Below are 16,720 nucleotides of genomic sequence, written 5' to 3'. Positions count from 1 at the left end.
CCACGTCTGCATGGGGGAGCTGATGCATTGTCGTTGGATTGTCGTCGCGGTGACCTTGATGTCCGTGGGTTGTGCCCACTCCAAGCGCACGCCTGAATCAGAGCTGCCCAGGTACGAGCACGTCTTCCAGAAGCCCCTGTCCGAAGCGCTGGCCGTGACCCGCGAGCTGATGGAGGAGCAGGGCCACACCTTCGAGGAGACGGAGGACAAGAATCAGCTCGTCACCCGGTGGAAGGAGCCCGACAGGGCCGGCTCCCGCAACAGCACCTACGCACGCTACCTGGTGACAGGCATCGTCCTGAGCCCGCGCCAGTCCGTCGTCCGCATCTTCCGCATGACGCAGCAGACAGTGGGCAACGACGTCGAGTGGCGCAAGGTCTGGTGGAAGGTGGGGGCCGAACGGGCGGAGCAGGTCTCGAACCCGTTCGAGAAGGCCGTCGACTTCGAGGAGAACGATACCGACACCAAACGTCTGTCCATGCTGCGGGGAGCGCAGCACGGCGTCCGCGACCTGGAGCTGGAGAAGGCCCTCACGCTCCGCCTGGAGTCCGCGCCCTCCGTGGAGGTCCTCAGCGGCAACGTGATGGAGGCGAAGCGGCCCACCGCCGTGAGGGCCCCCGAGTTCTACCTGGACCGCTGGCAGGAAGAGCCTCCCACGGCGGGCCCGTGCACCACGTCCGTGCGAGGCATGGAGGCGCTGCTGCACCCCGGGTTGACGCTCCTCATTGGAGAACAGCTCGGCTCGCGGGAAGCACCTGAAGTGGTGGGCCACGCCGTGTGTCAGGCCGGGCAGACGGGGCTCGCGGTCGTCCTCGGCCTGTCCCTTCCGGCGTCGGAGCAGGCGCGCGTGGACGCGTACCTGGCGAGCCCCGGCGCCCCGGCGGATCAGGACACGCTCTTGGAAGGCCCCTTCTGGTCGCGGCCCTATCAGGACGGCCGCAGCAGCCGCGCCATCCTGGACCTCATCGACCGGGTGCGCTCCCTGCGCGCCGCGGGCCAGCGCGTGACGCTGGTGGCCTATGACACGGACGTGCTGCGCGGCAGCGAGCGCGACGCGGCCCAGGCCAGGGTGTGGGCCGAGCGTCGCGCCCAGAAGCCCGACGAAGTCCACATCGTGCTGGCCGGCAACACGCACACACGCACCACGAAGGGCACGGACTGGGACAAGGACTTCACCCCCATGGCCCACCTGCTCAAGGGCTATCCCTCGCTCGTCGTGCTGGAGATGAGCTACGCGCAGGGCACGCGGTGGGGCTGCGACCTGGACCGGAGCGGGAAGCTGGCATGCGGCATCGTGGGCGCCACGCCCGCCCCCAGGGTGGCGGCCCCCGCCGGACTCAGCCCCTACGTCCAGCGCCTGGAAGCCCCCGCCAGCGAGGGCTTCCAGGGCCTCCTCTACGTGGGAGAGCTCACGCCCTCCATGCCCGCCATCCTCGGGCTGCGCGAAGCGCCTCCCCCGTCGTCCATGCAGGCGCCTCCTCCCCTCCACGTGAAGCCCCCCATCTTCTAGCGGGCAGCCCGACTGGAGTGCCAGAGAGGAGGATTCCCGCTCCTCCTGGCCCAGGCTTCAGCCGCGGCCGCGCATTGCTTCGGCGTCAACAACCGGTGTGAGCGTCACCTTCCGCTGAGCAGCCCATTGGGATGGCAGCCCTCAGAGCCGGGTCATGGACGCCTCTGCCTTCTGACCCACCCTGACAGTCTTGTCATCACCCAGAGTGAACAAACCATGCCATGGCCATTTCAACCCATGGCATCTGGAGCCTGAAGTCCATGAGCTAGAAATAACTCAAGGAACTAAAAATAATCTGGTATTGCCGTTCTGTAACTCAATTCACCCCCGACAAATCCTTTCAGACTCACCTCCCGCCCCCGAGGAGAAGTCCCTCGCCATGCCCAGAGTCACTTTTTTCTTGAGCAGCCTGTTCGTCGCCTCCCTGGCCCAGGCCATGGAGCGACTCCCAATGGACCGGGACACCCGCCCCGGCCCTGAGCAGAAAGCCTCCGTGTCTTCGGATGCCCTCTACCCCGTGGACTTCGCGGGTGGCCCTCGGGGCTTCCGCTCGCAGCGGCGCACGCCCGTCATGGGCCTGACGACGACCCCACTCCCCACCTGGACGCTCGAAAACGGGTCCTCCGCGACGGAGCAGGCCACGTCGACCGCGACCTGCAATGGGTACCTGTACTCAGTAGGCATCGCGAACAGCTCCGTGCTCGCCCAGCCTACGTCAGGCGGAATGGATGTCTTCCTGCTGAAGCACCGCACGAGTGACGGCGCGCTCGTCTGGGCGGAGCAGTTCGGCTCCGTCATGGACGACTTCGCCACCGGCGTCGCGCTCCAGGGCTGTGCGAGCGGAAACCCTTCCATCTACGTGACGGGCTACACCAAGGGCACCCTGTCCGGCGGTGCCCTCCATTCCGGAACGAACCAGGGTGGCTCCGACGTCTTCGTGCGCAAGTACGACGCCAACAAGGCGCTGAAGTGGAGCCGCCAGCACGGCTCCATCAAGGACGACCTGTCGTATGGAGTTGCGGCCAATGAGACGACCGGAGACGTCTACCTCACGGGCTACACCCTGGGGTCGTTCGTCACGGGCGTCACGGCCAGCAGCAACGACATCATCATCGCCCGTTACCTGGCGAACGGCACCGCATCCACCGCACTCCAGATTGGCACGTCCGCCAGCAAGGGCGACTTCGGCCGGAGCATCACGGTGGATCGCGACGGCAATGTCTATATCGCCGGCTACACCAACGGCGTACTCCCTGGACAGACTTCCCTGGGGGGCAACGACTTCTTCCTGATGAAGTACCCCGCGGACCTCTCCACCCGGGAGTGGGTGCGCCAGGATGGCACCTCGACCGCGGACTTCGCGTATGCGGTCACGGCTTCTCGCAATGCCACGGGGGCGACGGAAATCTATCTGGTGGGCCAGACCTTCGGCGCGACCATCCTCGGCGGCACCCTGGGCGGCGGCAACCTGAAGAGTGGGGGCGACTACGACGCGGTCATCCAGCAATACAGCACCACGGGCGTGAAGCAGCGGGCCACCCTGCTGGGCACCGCGGGCCGAGACTCCGTCACGGCCATCACCTCCGATGGTGGTGCCAATCTCTATGTCGTCGGCACGACCACGCACGACCTCAGGAATGACCCGGGCAGCTATGTCGGCGGCGTCGATGTCTTCCTGGCGAAGTACGACGTGAAGCTCGCCCTCAAGTCGGTCCACCAGTATGGCTCCACCCACGATGACCCTGCCTTCGAGAACGAGACGGCCACGGGCGTCGCCGCGGACAACGACACCGGGGTCTACGTGGTGGGCTACTCCACGGGCAACATCGGCGGCGCGACGAACCAGGGCGGTTACGACCTCTTCGCCATGCGCTACGCGGACGGCTGCTCCGTGGACCCGGCCCTGGCGGCCCAGTGTCGGTCCGCTTCGGGCTCCGGAGACCCGCACCTCTGGACTTCGGATCGCAACTACTACGACTTCCAGGGCGTGGGAGAGTTCATCCTCACGGAGTCGACTCCCGTGGCCGCCCAGCCCTTCGTCGTGCAGGCGCGGCAGATGGCCTGGAACAGCGTCGTGTCCGTCTACAGCGCGGTCGCGGCCCGCTTCGATACGGACCGCGTCGGTGTCTACGCGCGCGCCACCCACCCGCTGATGGTGAACGGCGTGGCCGTCCCGCTAGGGGTGGGCGACGTGCAGCCCCTCTCCGACGGTACGCGCATCTTCCGGCGGACGAGCACGCGCTACGTCATCACGTCGCCGCTGGGGGATCAGCTCATCGCGGACAACTACACCTCGCACATGGACCTCACGCTCACCCTGGCTCCCTCGCGGGCCGGACAGGTGCGTGGCCTGCTGGGCAATTTCAACAACGTGAGCGCGGATGACTTCGCCCTGCGCGACGGCACGGCACTCACCGCCCCCTTGAGCTTCGCGCAGCTCTACAAGAACACCCCCAACTTCGCGGACAGCTGGCGCATTACCCAGCAGGAGTCCCTGTTCGACTATGACCCGGGGCAGAGCACCACCACGTACACCAACAGCAGCCTGCCGGCGACGCATGTCACCAGCGCGAGCCTGACGCCCACCCAGTATCAGTCCGCCAAGCAGCTCTGCCAGGCGGCGGGGGTCACCGACCCCGTCCAACTGGACGGCTGCATCCTGGATGTGGGCTTGACGGGCAATACCACCTTCGCCACGGGGGCCGCCCAGGCACAGGCGCAGCAGCCCATTGCCCGCGAGGTGTACCTGGGGCGTTTTGAAACCGAGCCCGGCACGGAATGGAACACCCAGGCCACCAGCTTGAGCCCCTCCGGTGACCGCTTCTTCCTGGGAGAGTTCAGCAACGAGGGCGTACAGCTGTCCCTGGCCAACCTGCCCGCGCACAGCACCGTCACGGTGAGCTTCGACCTGCTCATCCTCCAGGGCTGGGACGGCAACGGCCCGTTCGGCCCGAACTACTGGGGCCTGAACGTCGGCGGTGTGGGCGAGGTGTTCCGCACCACCTTCTCCAATACGTCGAGCCCGCAGTTCTACCCGGCACAGGTGGGCGGCACCGCCAGCGCTTCGGGCACGGGTGCAGCGGAGCGCAACACGCTCTTCTACCCGGACGGCGACTCGGTCTACCACGTGACCCTCACGTTCAACCACGCGACGCCGGAGCTGGCGCTCCAGTTCTTCGCGGACGGCCTGCCAGGCATCACCAACGAGACGTGGGGCCTGGACAAGGTGCAGGTGCAGGTGCGGTAGGCACACGCGCTTTCACGCAAGTCCATTCATGGAGGCCCGCGCGACTCTTCGGAGTGGGCGCGGGCCTCGCTGTCTTTCACGAGGTGCGGAACATGAAGCCTGAAGCGACGCCGCGAGCCAGAAGGTCTCTGTGGCTGTGTCTATCCCTGGGGTTGTTACTGGGATGTGGTCCCTCCCAGGCTCCGGACGCGGAGCCCGAAGCCCACTTCACGGAGCAGGCCGCCGTGCGGCAATCCCTCCGGGGCCAGGTGACGGCAGGGACGGAGCACGCGCTGGTGGTGCTGCCGGACGGCGTCGCTTTCGCGTGGGGACGCAACCTGGAGGGCCAGCTGGGCACCGGGGATACCTTGGGTCGCTCCCTTCCGCTCATGGTGGCGCAAGCACAAGACACGAACGGTCCCCAGCGTCCGCTCCAGCGGGTGCGCGCTGTCGCGGCGGGCGCGAAGTCCTCCCTGGCGCTCCAGGCGGATGGCACCGTCTGGGCCTGGGGTGACAACAGCCAGGGACAACTGGGCCTGGGCACGACAGGAGGAACGAACCTCCTGGCGCGACAGCTCCCAGGCCTGACGCGGATCATCTCGGTGGCCGCAGGCAGGCAGCACGCCCTGGCCTTGCGTGAGGACGGCACGGTCTGGGCATGGGGGAGCAACCTCATGGGACAGGTGGGCGCTGGCGCGGAGGCTGGCGCCGTGCCCGCGCCCGTGCAGGTGCCCGGGCTCACCGGGGTGGCGGGCATCGCCTGTGGCGCGGACCACTCGCTGGCGCGCAAGGCGGACGGCACGGTCTGGGCCTGGGGCAGCAATGCCCATGGACAGCTCGGCGCGGGTACGTCCGCTTCAAGCAGCCGCCTCCCCATCCGGGTCATGGATGAACAAGGCGCGGCGCTGACGCGAGTCGTGGAGCTGGCGGCGGGCGCGGAACATGGCCTGGCGCTCAGGGAGGACGGAACGGTGTGGGCGTGGGGCTTCAACTCCAACGGGCAACTCGGCAATGGCCTGCCGGACTCCCAGCAGGCGGCGCCAACCCAGGTGAAGAACGCACAGGGCACCGGCCCGCTGAGCAACATCGTCTCCATCACGGGGGGCAACTGGCATTCGTTGGCCGTGGATGGTGAAGGGCATGCCTGGGCCTGGGGCTTCAACATCCGCGGCCAACTGGGGGACGGCTCGACCACGCGGCGCTTCCTACCCATCGCCGTCCAGGACACCGCGGGAACCGGCGTGCTGTCAGGCCTGAAGGCGCTGGCCGCTGGCGACAACTTCTCCCTGGCGGTGGGCAGCGACGGGAGGCTTTGGGCCTGGGGCTACAACTTCCAGGGCCAGTTGGGCCTGGGGGACAAAGTGAACCGGAGTCGGCCCACCCCGTCCGCTGGAGCCACGGGCAGGGGATGGGTGGTCACGCACTACGACCGCACGCTGGCGGCACACGCGGATGGCACCCTCTGGGTATCGGGACGCAATCACAAGGGACAACTGGGAACGGGCACCACCACGTCACACGCCGCGCCCGTGCAGCTCACGCTCCCCAGCGGGGTCGTCAACGCGGCCATCAGCGACTCCCATTCACTCGCGGTCCTCACGGATGGCAGTGTCTGGGCCTGGGGTGACAACGTCTACGGGCAGCTCGGATTCACCGATGGGCAGCCGAGGCTGCAGCCCTCCAGGATCCCGGGCTTGACGAACATGGTCGCCGTGGCCGCGGCCCCCATCGACTCGGTAGCCCTCCGAACCGATGGCACCGTCTGGACGTGGGGCAACCGGCTCGCGGTGGGCACGCCCTTGCCAGGGGTCAACGCCCTGCCCCGTCAGGTCGAAGGACTGGAAGGAGTGGTGGCCATCGCCGCGGGCAGCGAGTACGCCGTGGCCCTGCGGGCCGACGGCACGGTGTGGGCGTGGGCCTATTTCGAAAACACCTGGTACGACCCGGAGGGACCCGCTCCCCTGAGCATGACGCCCACGCCAGTCCAGGGCCTGGAGCAGATCGTGTCCATCTCCAGGGGAGGACTGTTCATGCTGGCCCTGCGCGCGGATGGATCCATCTGGAGCTGGGGAGAACCAGGGGCATATCAAGCGCCCCACTCCACTCAACCTCCAACCCCGGTGCAGTCACTCACCGGAGTCATCGCGGTGAGCGCGGGCTACAACCATGCGCTGGCCGTATGCGCGGACGGCACCATCTGGTCCTGGGGCAACAACGGTTACGGACAGCTTGGCGATGGAAGCATGATGCCGCGAGCCCTTCCCGCCCAGGTCCCTGGACTGAGCGACGGAGTAGCCGTGGCCGCGGCGACTTACGGAAACTCCCTGGCCGTCCGCGCGGACGGCACCGTCTGGGCCTGGGGCAACAACAGCTACGGGCAGCTTGGCACCGGCACGACCTACTACGCCCTGCGCACGCCAGTCCCTTCGCTACTGCTCCCTTGAAGGGTCTCGCGACACCCCGGTTGACGAAGGTTAACGACAGGGTTAATCATTCACCCTGTCGTTAACGACTTTCATCCGCCGTGGAGTCACCGCCATGAAGCCGACCCCCGAAGGCTGGCCTCGCATCTCGTCCTTCCTCTTCTACGAGGACGCCTCCGCCGCCATCGACTGGCTGGAGCGCGCCTTTGGTTTCCAGACGCGCCTCAAGGTCGAAGGGGCGGGCAACACCATCGAGCACTCGGAGCTCGTCTACGGCGACGGCGTCATCATGGTGGAGTCCGCCCAGCGCCGCCCCGTCCACCTCACTCCGCGGCGGCACGACGGCGGCAACACCCAGAGCCTCATGGTCTACGTGGACGACGTGGACGCCCACTGTGCCCAGGCCCGCGCCGCCGGGGCCACCATCCTCCAGGAGCCGGAGACCAAGAACTACGGCGACGACTGGGGCACCAATCGCGGCTATGGCGCCGCGGACCTCGAGGGCCACCAGTGGTGGTTCACCCAGCGCGTCAAGGGTCCGGCATGAACACCAACATGGCCACCCCGTCCGCGATCGACCGCACCCTCTCCGCCCTCGCCGACCCCACGCGCCGGGGCGTCGTGGATCGTCTGCGCCAGCGGCCCCACCCCGCGGGGGAGCTGGCCGCCGCGTTCGACATGAGCCCTCCGGCCATGTCCCGCCACCTGCGCGTGCTTCGCCAGACGGGGCTCGTGGAGGAGAACGTGGACGCGGACGACGCCCGCGTGCGCGTGTACCGCCTGCGCCCGGAGCCCTTCGCCGCGCTGCGCGGTTGGCTGGAGGAGGTGGAGTCCTTCTGGGAGGACCAGTTGGGCGCCTTCAAGGCCCACGCGGAGCGCACGCGGGGCACCAAGCCCCCCGGAGGCCGCAAGTCATGACGAGGTCCGCGGACCGTGCCCGCGTCACCACCTTCGTCGCCGTGTCCCCGCTGGACGCCTTCGAGGTCTTCACGCAGGAGACAGACCTCTGGTGGGCCCGGGGCCCGCGCTACCGCGGCCTCCACGCCCCCCAGGGCGTCCTGCGCTTCGACCCGCCCGGTCCCGGCGGACGCCTGCTGGAGACCTCCGACACGGAGGTCTTCGAGGTGGGCCGCGTGCTCGTGTGGGAGCCCGGCGCGCGGCTCGTCTTCCAATGGCGTGCGAGCAACTTCGCCCCCGGCGAGCTCACGGAGGTGGAGGTCCGCTTCGAGTCCAGCTTCGGCGGCACGCGCGTCGTGCTCGAACACCGGGGCTGGGACGCCATCCGCGCGGACCATCCCGTGCGCCATGGTGAGGATGGCGCGGCCACGGTCGGGAGGATGGGCCGGTGGTGGGGGGACCTTGTCACGGGCTTCCGGCTCCATGCCGCGCGGTCCCGCGCAGGCTGAAGACCGTGCATTGCAATGCGCAGCACCTCGCGGGTCAGGCTTCCTCGTCGGGAAGGAGCATCAGGAGGAGTTCGTCGTCAGGACCGAGCGGACGCCATCCAGGGGGTGGCGGACTGGAGAGGAGCACCTCGCCGGCCCGGTCAACGCGCCCCTTGTGAGTTTCTGGGGTGTAGGCGAACCAATGGCCGAGCGCGATGGCAACCTCCAGCCGAGCGTCGTCATCCAGCACGGACGGCCAGCCGTTGGGCAGACACGCGTACAGCTCGCGCACGCACTGCCCGCGCACCAGTCGTGTGAGCTGCTTGCTGCGCTCCGCCTCCGCCACCAACCCGCTGAATATCTGCACCCCGGCGATGTCGTCCCGTCCAAGTTCCTCGGCCAGCGCCACCAGTGATGCGGTCGGGCGCGCTTCGGCAAAGGCAGTCAGCGAGTCGTAGCCGCGCTCGCGGACTCGCTCATACATGCGGGCCTTCCAATTGCCGTCCCAAGGATGGTCAGCGGTCATCGGCTTCTCCCAGGAACGAAGTTCATTGGGATGTAGTAGCGCTCCATGTTCTCCCCGACGATCCGTAGGATCGTGTTCCGCGTCAACCTCCGGCCGGCTCTCGTCTCAGCCTGGAGTAGCGCATCCATGACCCTCCGATTCCACTCGCCGGGCCAAATGCGTCCCAACTTCCAGTTCCCCCCTCCATGAATCGCCTCGTGGTGGGCCTGCTCCATCCGGACGCAGAACTGGTCGATGTCCATGTCACCCTTGAAGCCGCGCTGCTCGAACCATTCACGGTGCTCTTGCGGCAGCACATGGTGCTTCGGGGCGTCCGACATGCCCGCGCCCGCTCTGCCAGTTTCATGCATGCCGCGGACTTCGGGGCTGTCCCCCAACGCTTCGCGCACGCCCTTGGGGAGGTCCTGATGTGCCTGGGCCATCAGCACCTGTCCGCCTTGAATCAGGACGGCTGCGCTGACGGCGGGAACGGAGATGACGCCCGCCTGCACGAGCCTTCGCATCATCTCCACCCATTCAGCGGAGACCACCATCCGCGAGCCCACCATGACTCCCCCCGAACTCATCAAGAGGCCCATGCCGAGCGTCGCGGAGGCCGAGGGCGGCACACGTGGCAGGGACATCTTCATCGTGGAGATCATCGTGACCATCTCCACCGCCTGCATCGCCGCGATGACCTGCCCGCCGAGTTTCATCGTCGAGCGGGTTTCTCGCTGGAGCGTAGCGAACTCACGGGTCAGCTTCCCCATCAGCTCGGGCATCGCGGTCGTCGCCGCCTCCACCCGCTCCGGGTCCAGTGAGGCAAGGTCCGTCAGCGTGGGCGCCATCAGCCCCTGCACGCGATGAAGGTCCGTGAAGAGCTTCTCGACGCTGCACATAGGGCAGTGACGGAGCACGGTGTCCGCGAGGTGGAGGAAGTCCACCCAGGTGGCCAGCAGGAGGGTCCCGAACCAGGCCGCCTGGAGCTTCGGCCCCGTCATGCGCATCAGGCCCAGCTCCATGTCCGTGTCGCCAACTTCCGAGGCCGCCTTTGTCAAAACGGTGGCGCTCCCAAGCGCGCCATGAAGCCACGTCACCTGCTTGGAGCCTTGGTCAAGGTAGCGCGTGAAGACGCCCGTGAGGCCCCATCCGCCGAGGGCCGGAGGACGTGCCGCCAGTTGGGTGAACGAGGCCTCGACGCCGCGCAGGGAGCCCTTCACCTCGTCCGTGGCGTCGAGGACTGCCTGACGCGTCAATGCAGCACTCCGGGCCCCGCCCCCAACAGCTCCCTCCATGCTGCCAACTCCCACTGCTGTCGCGTCGTCACGCGCTCCCTGACGGCGCAGGAGCCGCTGCTCAGGCCCTGAGAAGGCGCGTGGGAGGGAGTCCCCGGCGTGCGGGGCTTCATCACTCGGAGCCTCCACCCACGCGGGCGACGAGGTCTCTCGCGGCGCGTAGCTCAAGCTCCGGCCACGTCCAGGCACCTGCGACACGGAGGCGCATCCCGTGGCCAGCAGCACCACGGTCAGCACCAGGGCGTCAGCGCGCAGGGTCCACCCCCAGGCCCACCGAGGCGAACGCCCCCGGCCGCACGAAGCCGGTGCTCGCCCCCCCGCGCCTCCGTCGAGGATGAGGGTCGCCTCCACCTGCACGAATCCTTCATCCGTGCCCACGCCCGCGTTGGGCGAAGCCGCAGCCGCTCCTCGCAGGGGAAAGAGCCCCAGCCACAGCACCGCCCACCAGCGGTTGCCCATTACTCGCGCCTCCTGACTGCACTCCGGTGCGGCGTGCAGAAACCCGTCATAGCCGTCAAGTCCGACAATTCTGCCGAACCGGACAACGGTGCATGACCCGAGGGCAGGATGCTCCTGGGAGACGACTCCTGGCGGCTGACTACGGACAGGCGCCGCAGTCCGCCGCGCAGCTGAGCGCCGTGTTGCTGCTGCCGCACTTCTCCGTGAGCTGGCACACGCCGTCGCCGCAGCGATAGACATCCTGGGGCTGCATGCGCGTGGTGACGGGGCGGTAGGCCACGCCGTTGTACGTGCAGCGCGTGTAGTAGGTCCGCGTGGCGTCCAGCGTGCAGTAGTAGCGGCACGCGCCCACGTGGGTCAGCGGCCTGCACGCCGCCGTGTCGCTCCACGACGACAGGCCGCAGGTGCGCACCGTGCTCTCGTCGTAGTCCAGGTAGGCGCCGTCATTCGCGGCGAACAGGCCCTCGGCCGTGAAGAGGTTGCCGAAGAAGCACGCCTCGCGCTCGCTGTAGGTGCTCAGCTCGTCCGTCGTGTACGGCACCGCGCCGCCCACCGCGTCGCGCCCCAGCACGGAGATGTTCACGTGCACGCCGTACTTGTTCGCGTGCGCCGCGAGGCACGCGCTCACCACCTGCTGCTCCGCCGCGGTCGCCGGTGCGCCCCCCGCCCAGCCCGGCGCCAATCCCAGGCTCCCCTTCCACGTGTAGCGCGCCCCCGACGCAGGCGACTGATACACAAGCTCCTTCCCCGCCGCCAACGAGCACTGCGCCACGTAGCGCATCACCATGTCCGCCGCCGCGGGATCCGCCGTGAACCACGTATTGAACCCGTTCGTGGACAGGCCATTCGTCGACAGGCCATTCGTCGACAGGCCATTCGTGGACAAGCCATTCGTCGACAGGCCGTTCGTGGACAGGCCATTCGTCGACAGGCCATTGGTGGAGAGCACCGCCTGGGTGGACTGGCCCACGTCCACGGCGTCGGTGGGCTCCTCCGCCGTCAGCGGCGCACCACAACCCACCAGCGCGGTGGTGAACCACAGGGACAGCCAGAAAGCAGAACGCAGCGAGGGGGTGTGCGGGGGACGGACGTACATGGGGACTGCCTCCACGAGGTGGCCGCACGAGCCGCACGGCCTCCTCCACCGGTAAACGTGAATCCCCGCGGCGAGCAGCTGCCCTGCACTCCCGTCCCATCCCCTTCGGTCCGTCGGCCAACGCACGTCGCGTGTGGCGGCGGACGCTCACCCGTTCACCGCCCGGCGGTGAACGCTCACACCTCCCGAAAGCTCAGGCGGTTCGCGTACGACTCCGGGACGCCCGGACCTTCGCCTTCGGACGCGGGGGCCTGGGCAACTTCACCGTGAACGTCGTGCCCTCCTTCTGCGACGACGCGACCTCCACCGTCCCGCCGTGCGCCTGGACGATCTCCTTCACGATGAACAACCCCAGCCCCAGTCCCGCGTTGCGCCGGCCCTGCGTCCGCTCGCCCTCGCCCTGACGGAACGGATCAAACAGCCGCTCGCGCAGCTCCTCCGGGATGGGCGTGCCGGGGTTCTGCACCTCCACCACCTGGTGGTCGCCCTTCGCCCAGCAGCGCAGGAACACCGGCGCCTCCGGCGTCCCGTGCTCCAGCGCGTTGCCCACCAGGTTGCTCAAGACCTGCGCCAGCCGCTCTGCGTCCCACTCGCCTTCGGCCTTGCCATCCACGTCCACCGCGATGGCCCGCTCCGGGTACGCCGCCGACAGCTCGTCCACCACCTGCTGACACACCACGCCCAGGTCCGTGGGCCCCTTGCGCAGGGGGATGCCGCCCGCCAGCCGCGCGCGCGTCAAATCCAGCAGGTCCGCGATCATGTTCCCCATGCGCGCCGCGGAGGACTCAATGCGCTGCGCATGCTGCCGGTGCTGCTCCGGCGTGCACTCCAGCGGCCCGCGCCGCTTCTGCGCCCGCGCCGACAGCATGATGGCGTTGAGCGGGTTTCGCAGGTCGTGCCCGAGGATGCCGATGAAGCGCTCGCGAAAGCGCGCCTCCTCCACCATCGACGCCAGCTCCCGCGTGCGCTCGGTGACGTCCATCATGGAGCCGATCATCCGCACCGGGCGCCCCTCGTCGTCGCGCGCCAGCACGCCCCGGTCCAACACGTGCGCCCAGCTGCCGTCCGCGCGCTGGAACCGGTACTCGTCCTTCCACACGTCGCCCGTGGACGCGACGAACGTCACCAGCCGGTCCACCACCCGCTCGCGGTCATCGTCGTGCACGCGAGCGCCCCACCACCCCAGCTGATGGTCCAACACCGCCGTGGCGTGGCCGAACGCGTCCCCCGTGCCCGGATCCCAGCGCACGCGGTCGGTGGCGAAGTGCCAGTCCCACAGCACGTCGTGCGTGGCCCGCGTCGCCAGCCGGTAGCGCTCCTCCGCCTCGCGCAGCGCGCTCACCGTCTGCTCCGTGCGCGCCAGCGCCTCCTCCACCTCGCGCCGGGCGTTGCGCTCCCGGATGGCCTGCTGCGCGTCCGACGCGCGGCTCTCGTCGCGAGGCAGCAGCCACAGCGCCAGCCCCTCACCGTGGCGCACCACCACGAACTGCCGGCCCGCGACATCCCCGGGCACCTGGCCCACGTGCGGCACGCCGCGCAGCAGCACCCGCACGCACGCCCCCACGTCGAACAGCGCCACGCCCTCCAGCGCCCACAAGGACAGATGCCGCGGCAGCTCCAGCGAGCGCACCCAGCCCTCGGCCGGCACGTTCATGGACGTCCACCGGAAGTCGAGCACGTCGCCCGTCTCCCCAAACAGGGGCTCGAAGAAGATGCAGGGTGTCTCATTGTCGGCGGGCAACTCCCACGCCGGGGCCGAACCCGGCCCCCAGGACAAACCCATCATCGTACTCCCCCCGACGCTTCGGGCTTTCCTCCACCCTCGGCGACGGTGCCGGGCAGGCAGGAAAAACCCGCGTCTCCTGTAATACTGACACAATTTCGGAAAGGAGAATCGGCCCTGGAGGGCAGATCGGCCAGAAAAAGCTCAGCCCTGAGCACTCCTCCTGGACCCCGGGACGCTTCAGTACCGGCCCTTGACTCCAATGATGGGCAGCGCGATGGGCAGTCCCACGGCACTTTTCGTCAGGGGCCGCCGTGAAACACCGCCGCCCTCGTACTCGAAGCCCAGCGTCTCCTGGTTGAGGGTGACGTTGAGCATGTCCAGGTAGGCCTCCAGGGTGAAGGTCTCGTAGGCCCAGGCCTTGGACAGGCGCAGGTCGAAGCGGAAGAAGGGCGGCAGCCGGTCCACCGCGTCCCGGTCCACCTTCACCCACGCGGGGCGGCCGTCGCTGTCGGTGCCCTCGCGGTTCGTCTGGCTGCCCAGGGTGCCGTACTCGGGGCGGCCGGTGTTGAAGTGCAGCACGCCGCCCAGGGTGATGTTGTTGGAGAACTTGTGGCTGACCACCAGGTTGAGGATGTGCGTCTGGTCGAAGGCGAAGGGCAGGTCGTCCTTCGCCTCGGAGATGACCCTCCCGTTGGAGTCGTAGCGGTAGAACGTGGTGTTCCGCGTGCTGCGCTGCAGGCTGTAGGAGAGCCAGCCGAACCAGTTGTTCCCCAGCGGGTAGCGGATGAGCAGCTCCAACCCATACGCCAGTCCATGGCTGGAGAAGTCCGGCAGGTCCCAGTCGTCGCGGCTGACCGGGGGCTCGTCCACGTCAATCTGCCGCGCGCGCACCCGGCGGAAGCCGCGCTGGGCGAAGTCACCCTCGCCCGGCGGAACGGGCGGCACGTCGGGCTCGCCGCCGTCGCCGCCGTCCAGATCCTCGCCCAGCCCCTCGTCGGAGAAGGGCGTCAGCTCGATGGTGCGCAGCATGGGGTTCACGTACAGCTCCAGCCCCACCTCCCACTTCGTGAAGGCCTTCCACTCGGCGCCCATGGACAGCTGCACGCCCTCCTGGAGGCCCAACAACAGACTGCCCACGTCCACCACGGGCAGGCTGATGAGGGTGGTGGGCGGCTGGTGGAAGACGCCCGCGCCGCCCTTGAGCGTCACGGTGTCGGTGAGCTTGTGGCGCACCGTGAGGCGCGGCTCGATGACCTTGTGGTCGAACCCGCCGGACAGGTGGTAGCTGTCCAGGCGCAGGCCGGGCACCACCGTCCAGCGGTCCGTGGGCGTCCACACGCCTTCGGCGTACGCGCCGGCGAAGGTGGCCAGCGCCACGGGGGCGCTGATCGTGTCCGCCTCCACCTCCTCGCCGTCCTCCACGGAGAGCAGGTCCACGATGGCGCGCTTGTGGTCCACGTCCGCGCCCGTGCGCAACAGCAGCCGCTGCGTCAGCGGCACCGTGTAGCCCATGCGGGCGGACAGCGTGCTCTGGTCGATGTGGATTTCATTGCCGCTCTGCGGCCCGCGCGACACGACGGCGAAGCGGTCCAGGCCCCACGTGCCGCCCACCTCGAACTCGCCCTTGCCCAGCGGGTGGCGGCCTCTCAGGTCCACGCGGTGGAAGAGGATGGATTGCAGCGCGGTGTCGCCCGCCGCGTCCTGGGCCTCGGAGCCGAAGGTGTCGGACGAGCCAAAGGCAAACAGCCGCAGCTTGCCCTGGCCCACGTCCTGCTCCACACGGCCCTGGTAGTCCCAGAAGTCGAGCACCACCTTGGGATTGCTGCGCCCCGGAGGCGCGGGGTCCTGGAGGCTGTTCGCCGCGAGCGCGATGAGCCACGGCGTATAGGAATAGCGGCCGGCGAGGCTGACATTGGTGCCGGTGGACTTGAAGGGCGTCTCCAGGAAGAAGCCCGCGTTGATGAAGTCCGCGTAGGCGCTGCCGTGCACCCGGTCATCGCGCGGCCGGGACAGCCGCCCTTCGATGGCGCCGCCCATCAGCCGGCCGTACTGCGGCGGCGGTGAGCCCGGATAGAAGTCGATGGCGTCGATGAAGTCCGGGTGGATGACCGCGGGCCCCAGGAACAGGTGGAAGAGGATGGGGACGCGGATGCCGTCCAGGAAGTAGCCCGTGGACGCGGGCTGGCTGCCGCGCACCACCGGGTAGGCCACGCCGGACAACATGCTGCCCACGCCCGGCAGCAGCATGACGACGCGGAAGGGGTCGCCCATGGTGCCGGGCACCTCGCGCAGCTCCGCGTCGTGCAGGGTGACGCGGCTGACCTCGGTGCGCTCGCGGTCGCCTCGCACCACCGTCTCGTACGGGTTGAGGACCAGCGGCTCCAGGCCGTAGACGACCTCCAGCGACTCGGTGCCCTTCAAGGCCTCGCGGTACAGGCCCGGCTTGTGGCCCGCGGCGAACACGCGCACCGCCTGCCCTCCCGTGGGGAAGCGCGCCTCGAAGCGACCGTGCTCGTCCGTCTGCACGGGGAAGTCCGGCGCGGCGTCCGACACCAGCGTGGCGCCAATGAGCGGCCGACGGTTGCCCTTGGCGCGCACCAGCCCCTTGAGCGTGACGGGCCCCTGCGGCGCTGTGTCCGTGCCGCCGTCCGTGGCGGTGGCCACCGGCAGGGGCACCTCGAAGCGGTACTCGAAGAACAGGCGCACCGCGACGGGCTTGCCCTCCATCAACGCGGGGGAGAAGCCCAGCGACGGCGCCGCGTGCAGCGCGGCCTCGTTGAGCTGCGGGTGCACGCCCTCCACCAGCGTGGCGGTGTCCACCTCGCCCGCCTCGTCCACCAGCAGCTCCAGCTTCACCGTGCCCGCCACGCGCTCGCCCACGAGCAGCGGCGGGTACGGCGCGGGCGAGTCCCGCACCAGCGCGGGCGGCACGAACGCGGCCAGCACCGGCCCGCCATCGGGAGACGCGCCGCGACGGGCTTGCCCTCCATCAACGCGGGGGAGAAGCCCAGCGACGGCGCCGCGTGCAGCGCGGCCTCGTTGAGCTGCGGGTGCACGCCCTCCACCAGCGTGGCGGTGTCCACCTCGACCGCCTC

At 68.8% G+C, this 16,720-nt stretch carries 11 protein-coding genes; 6 read left to right on the top strand and 5 right to left on the bottom strand.

Features of this window, described 5'->3' with window-relative positions; genetic code table 11:
* Nucleotides 1-58 precede the first annotated feature (58 nt).
* The 6 genes from D7X12_RS07125 (at nucleotide 59) to D7X12_RS07100 (ending at nucleotide 8,565) form a co-directional block, all read left to right on the top strand.
* The gene (locus D7X12_RS07125) at nucleotides 59-1,510 is read left to right on the top strand and encodes a hypothetical protein (RefSeq protein ID WP_244224409.1); all 1,452 of its coding nucleotides are present in this window, start codon (nucleotides 59-61) and stop codon (nucleotides 1,508-1,510) included.
* Nucleotides 1,511-2,003: 493 nt separating this feature from the next.
* Nucleotides 2,004-4,757 carry an SBBP repeat-containing protein gene (locus D7X12_RS07120; protein ID WP_158619987.1) on the top strand — a complete coding sequence of 918 codons (2,754 nt, stop codon included), beginning with the start codon at nucleotides 2,004-2,006 and terminating at the stop codon, nucleotides 4,755-4,757.
* Nucleotides 4,758-4,849: 92 nt separating this feature from the next.
* Nucleotides 4,850-7,180 carry an RCC1 domain-containing protein gene (locus D7X12_RS07115; RefSeq protein ID WP_147443554.1) on the top strand — a complete coding sequence of 777 codons (2,331 nt, stop codon included), beginning with the start codon at nucleotides 4,850-4,852 and terminating at the stop codon, nucleotides 7,178-7,180.
* A gap of 94 nt (nucleotides 7,181-7,274) precedes the next feature.
* Nucleotides 7,275-7,706, top strand: coding sequence for a VOC family protein (locus D7X12_RS07110; RefSeq protein WP_120624503.1), 432 nt, complete (start codon nucleotides 7,275-7,277; stop codon nucleotides 7,704-7,706).
* A complete protein-coding gene (locus D7X12_RS07105; protein WP_244224406.1) occupies nucleotides 7,703-8,077 on the top strand; it encodes an ArsR/SmtB family transcription factor in 375 nt (124 codons plus the stop codon). Before D7X12_RS07110 ends, D7X12_RS07105 begins: the two co-directional genes overlap by 4 nt.
* Nucleotides 8,074-8,565 (top strand): SRPBCC domain-containing protein, encoded by a 492-nt coding sequence (locus D7X12_RS07100; RefSeq protein ID WP_120624501.1) that lies wholly within the window; start codon nucleotides 8,074-8,076, stop codon nucleotides 8,563-8,565. Before D7X12_RS07105 ends, D7X12_RS07100 begins: the two co-directional genes overlap by 4 nt.
* Nucleotides 8,566-8,599: 34 nt before the next feature.
* On the opposite strand, the gene D7X12_RS07095 is transcribed toward D7X12_RS07100, so the two are convergent.
* The 5 genes from D7X12_RS07095 to D7X12_RS07075 form a co-directional block, all read right to left on the bottom strand.
* Nucleotides 8,600-9,070: an NUDIX hydrolase gene (locus tag D7X12_RS07095; protein ID WP_120624500.1), complete on the bottom strand. Its 471-nt coding sequence runs from the start codon at nucleotides 9,068-9,070 to the stop codon at nucleotides 8,600-8,602.
* Nucleotides 9,067-10,269, bottom strand: a complete 1,203-nt coding sequence (locus tag D7X12_RS07090) for a DUF2380 domain-containing protein (RefSeq protein WP_244224404.1) — start codon at nucleotides 10,267-10,269, stop codon at nucleotides 9,067-9,069. The genes D7X12_RS07095 and D7X12_RS07090 overlap by 4 nt, the downstream gene beginning before the upstream one ends.
* Before the next feature lie 673 nt (nucleotides 10,270-10,942).
* Nucleotides 10,943-11,899: a hypothetical protein gene (locus D7X12_RS07085; protein WP_120624499.1), complete on the bottom strand. Its 957-nt coding sequence runs from the start codon at nucleotides 11,897-11,899 to the stop codon at nucleotides 10,943-10,945.
* 193 nt (nucleotides 11,900-12,092) lie between these two features.
* On the bottom strand, nucleotides 12,093-13,682 hold the full coding sequence (locus D7X12_RS43675; protein WP_147443553.1) for a sensor histidine kinase: 1,590 nt from the start codon (nucleotides 13,680-13,682) through the stop codon (nucleotides 12,093-12,095).
* Between the two features lie 180 nt (nucleotides 13,683-13,862).
* A partial coding sequence (locus D7X12_RS07075) for a TonB-dependent receptor domain-containing protein (RefSeq protein ID WP_244224403.1) occupies nucleotides 13,863-16,720 on the bottom strand: 2,858 nt, incomplete at its 5' end.

The organism is Corallococcus sicarius (genome assembly GCF_003611735.1).
GTDB classification, from domain to species: Bacteria; Myxococcota; Myxococcia; order Myxococcales; family Myxococcaceae; genus Corallococcus; species Corallococcus sicarius.
This window is presented reverse-complemented; position numbering and strand designations above follow the sequence as displayed.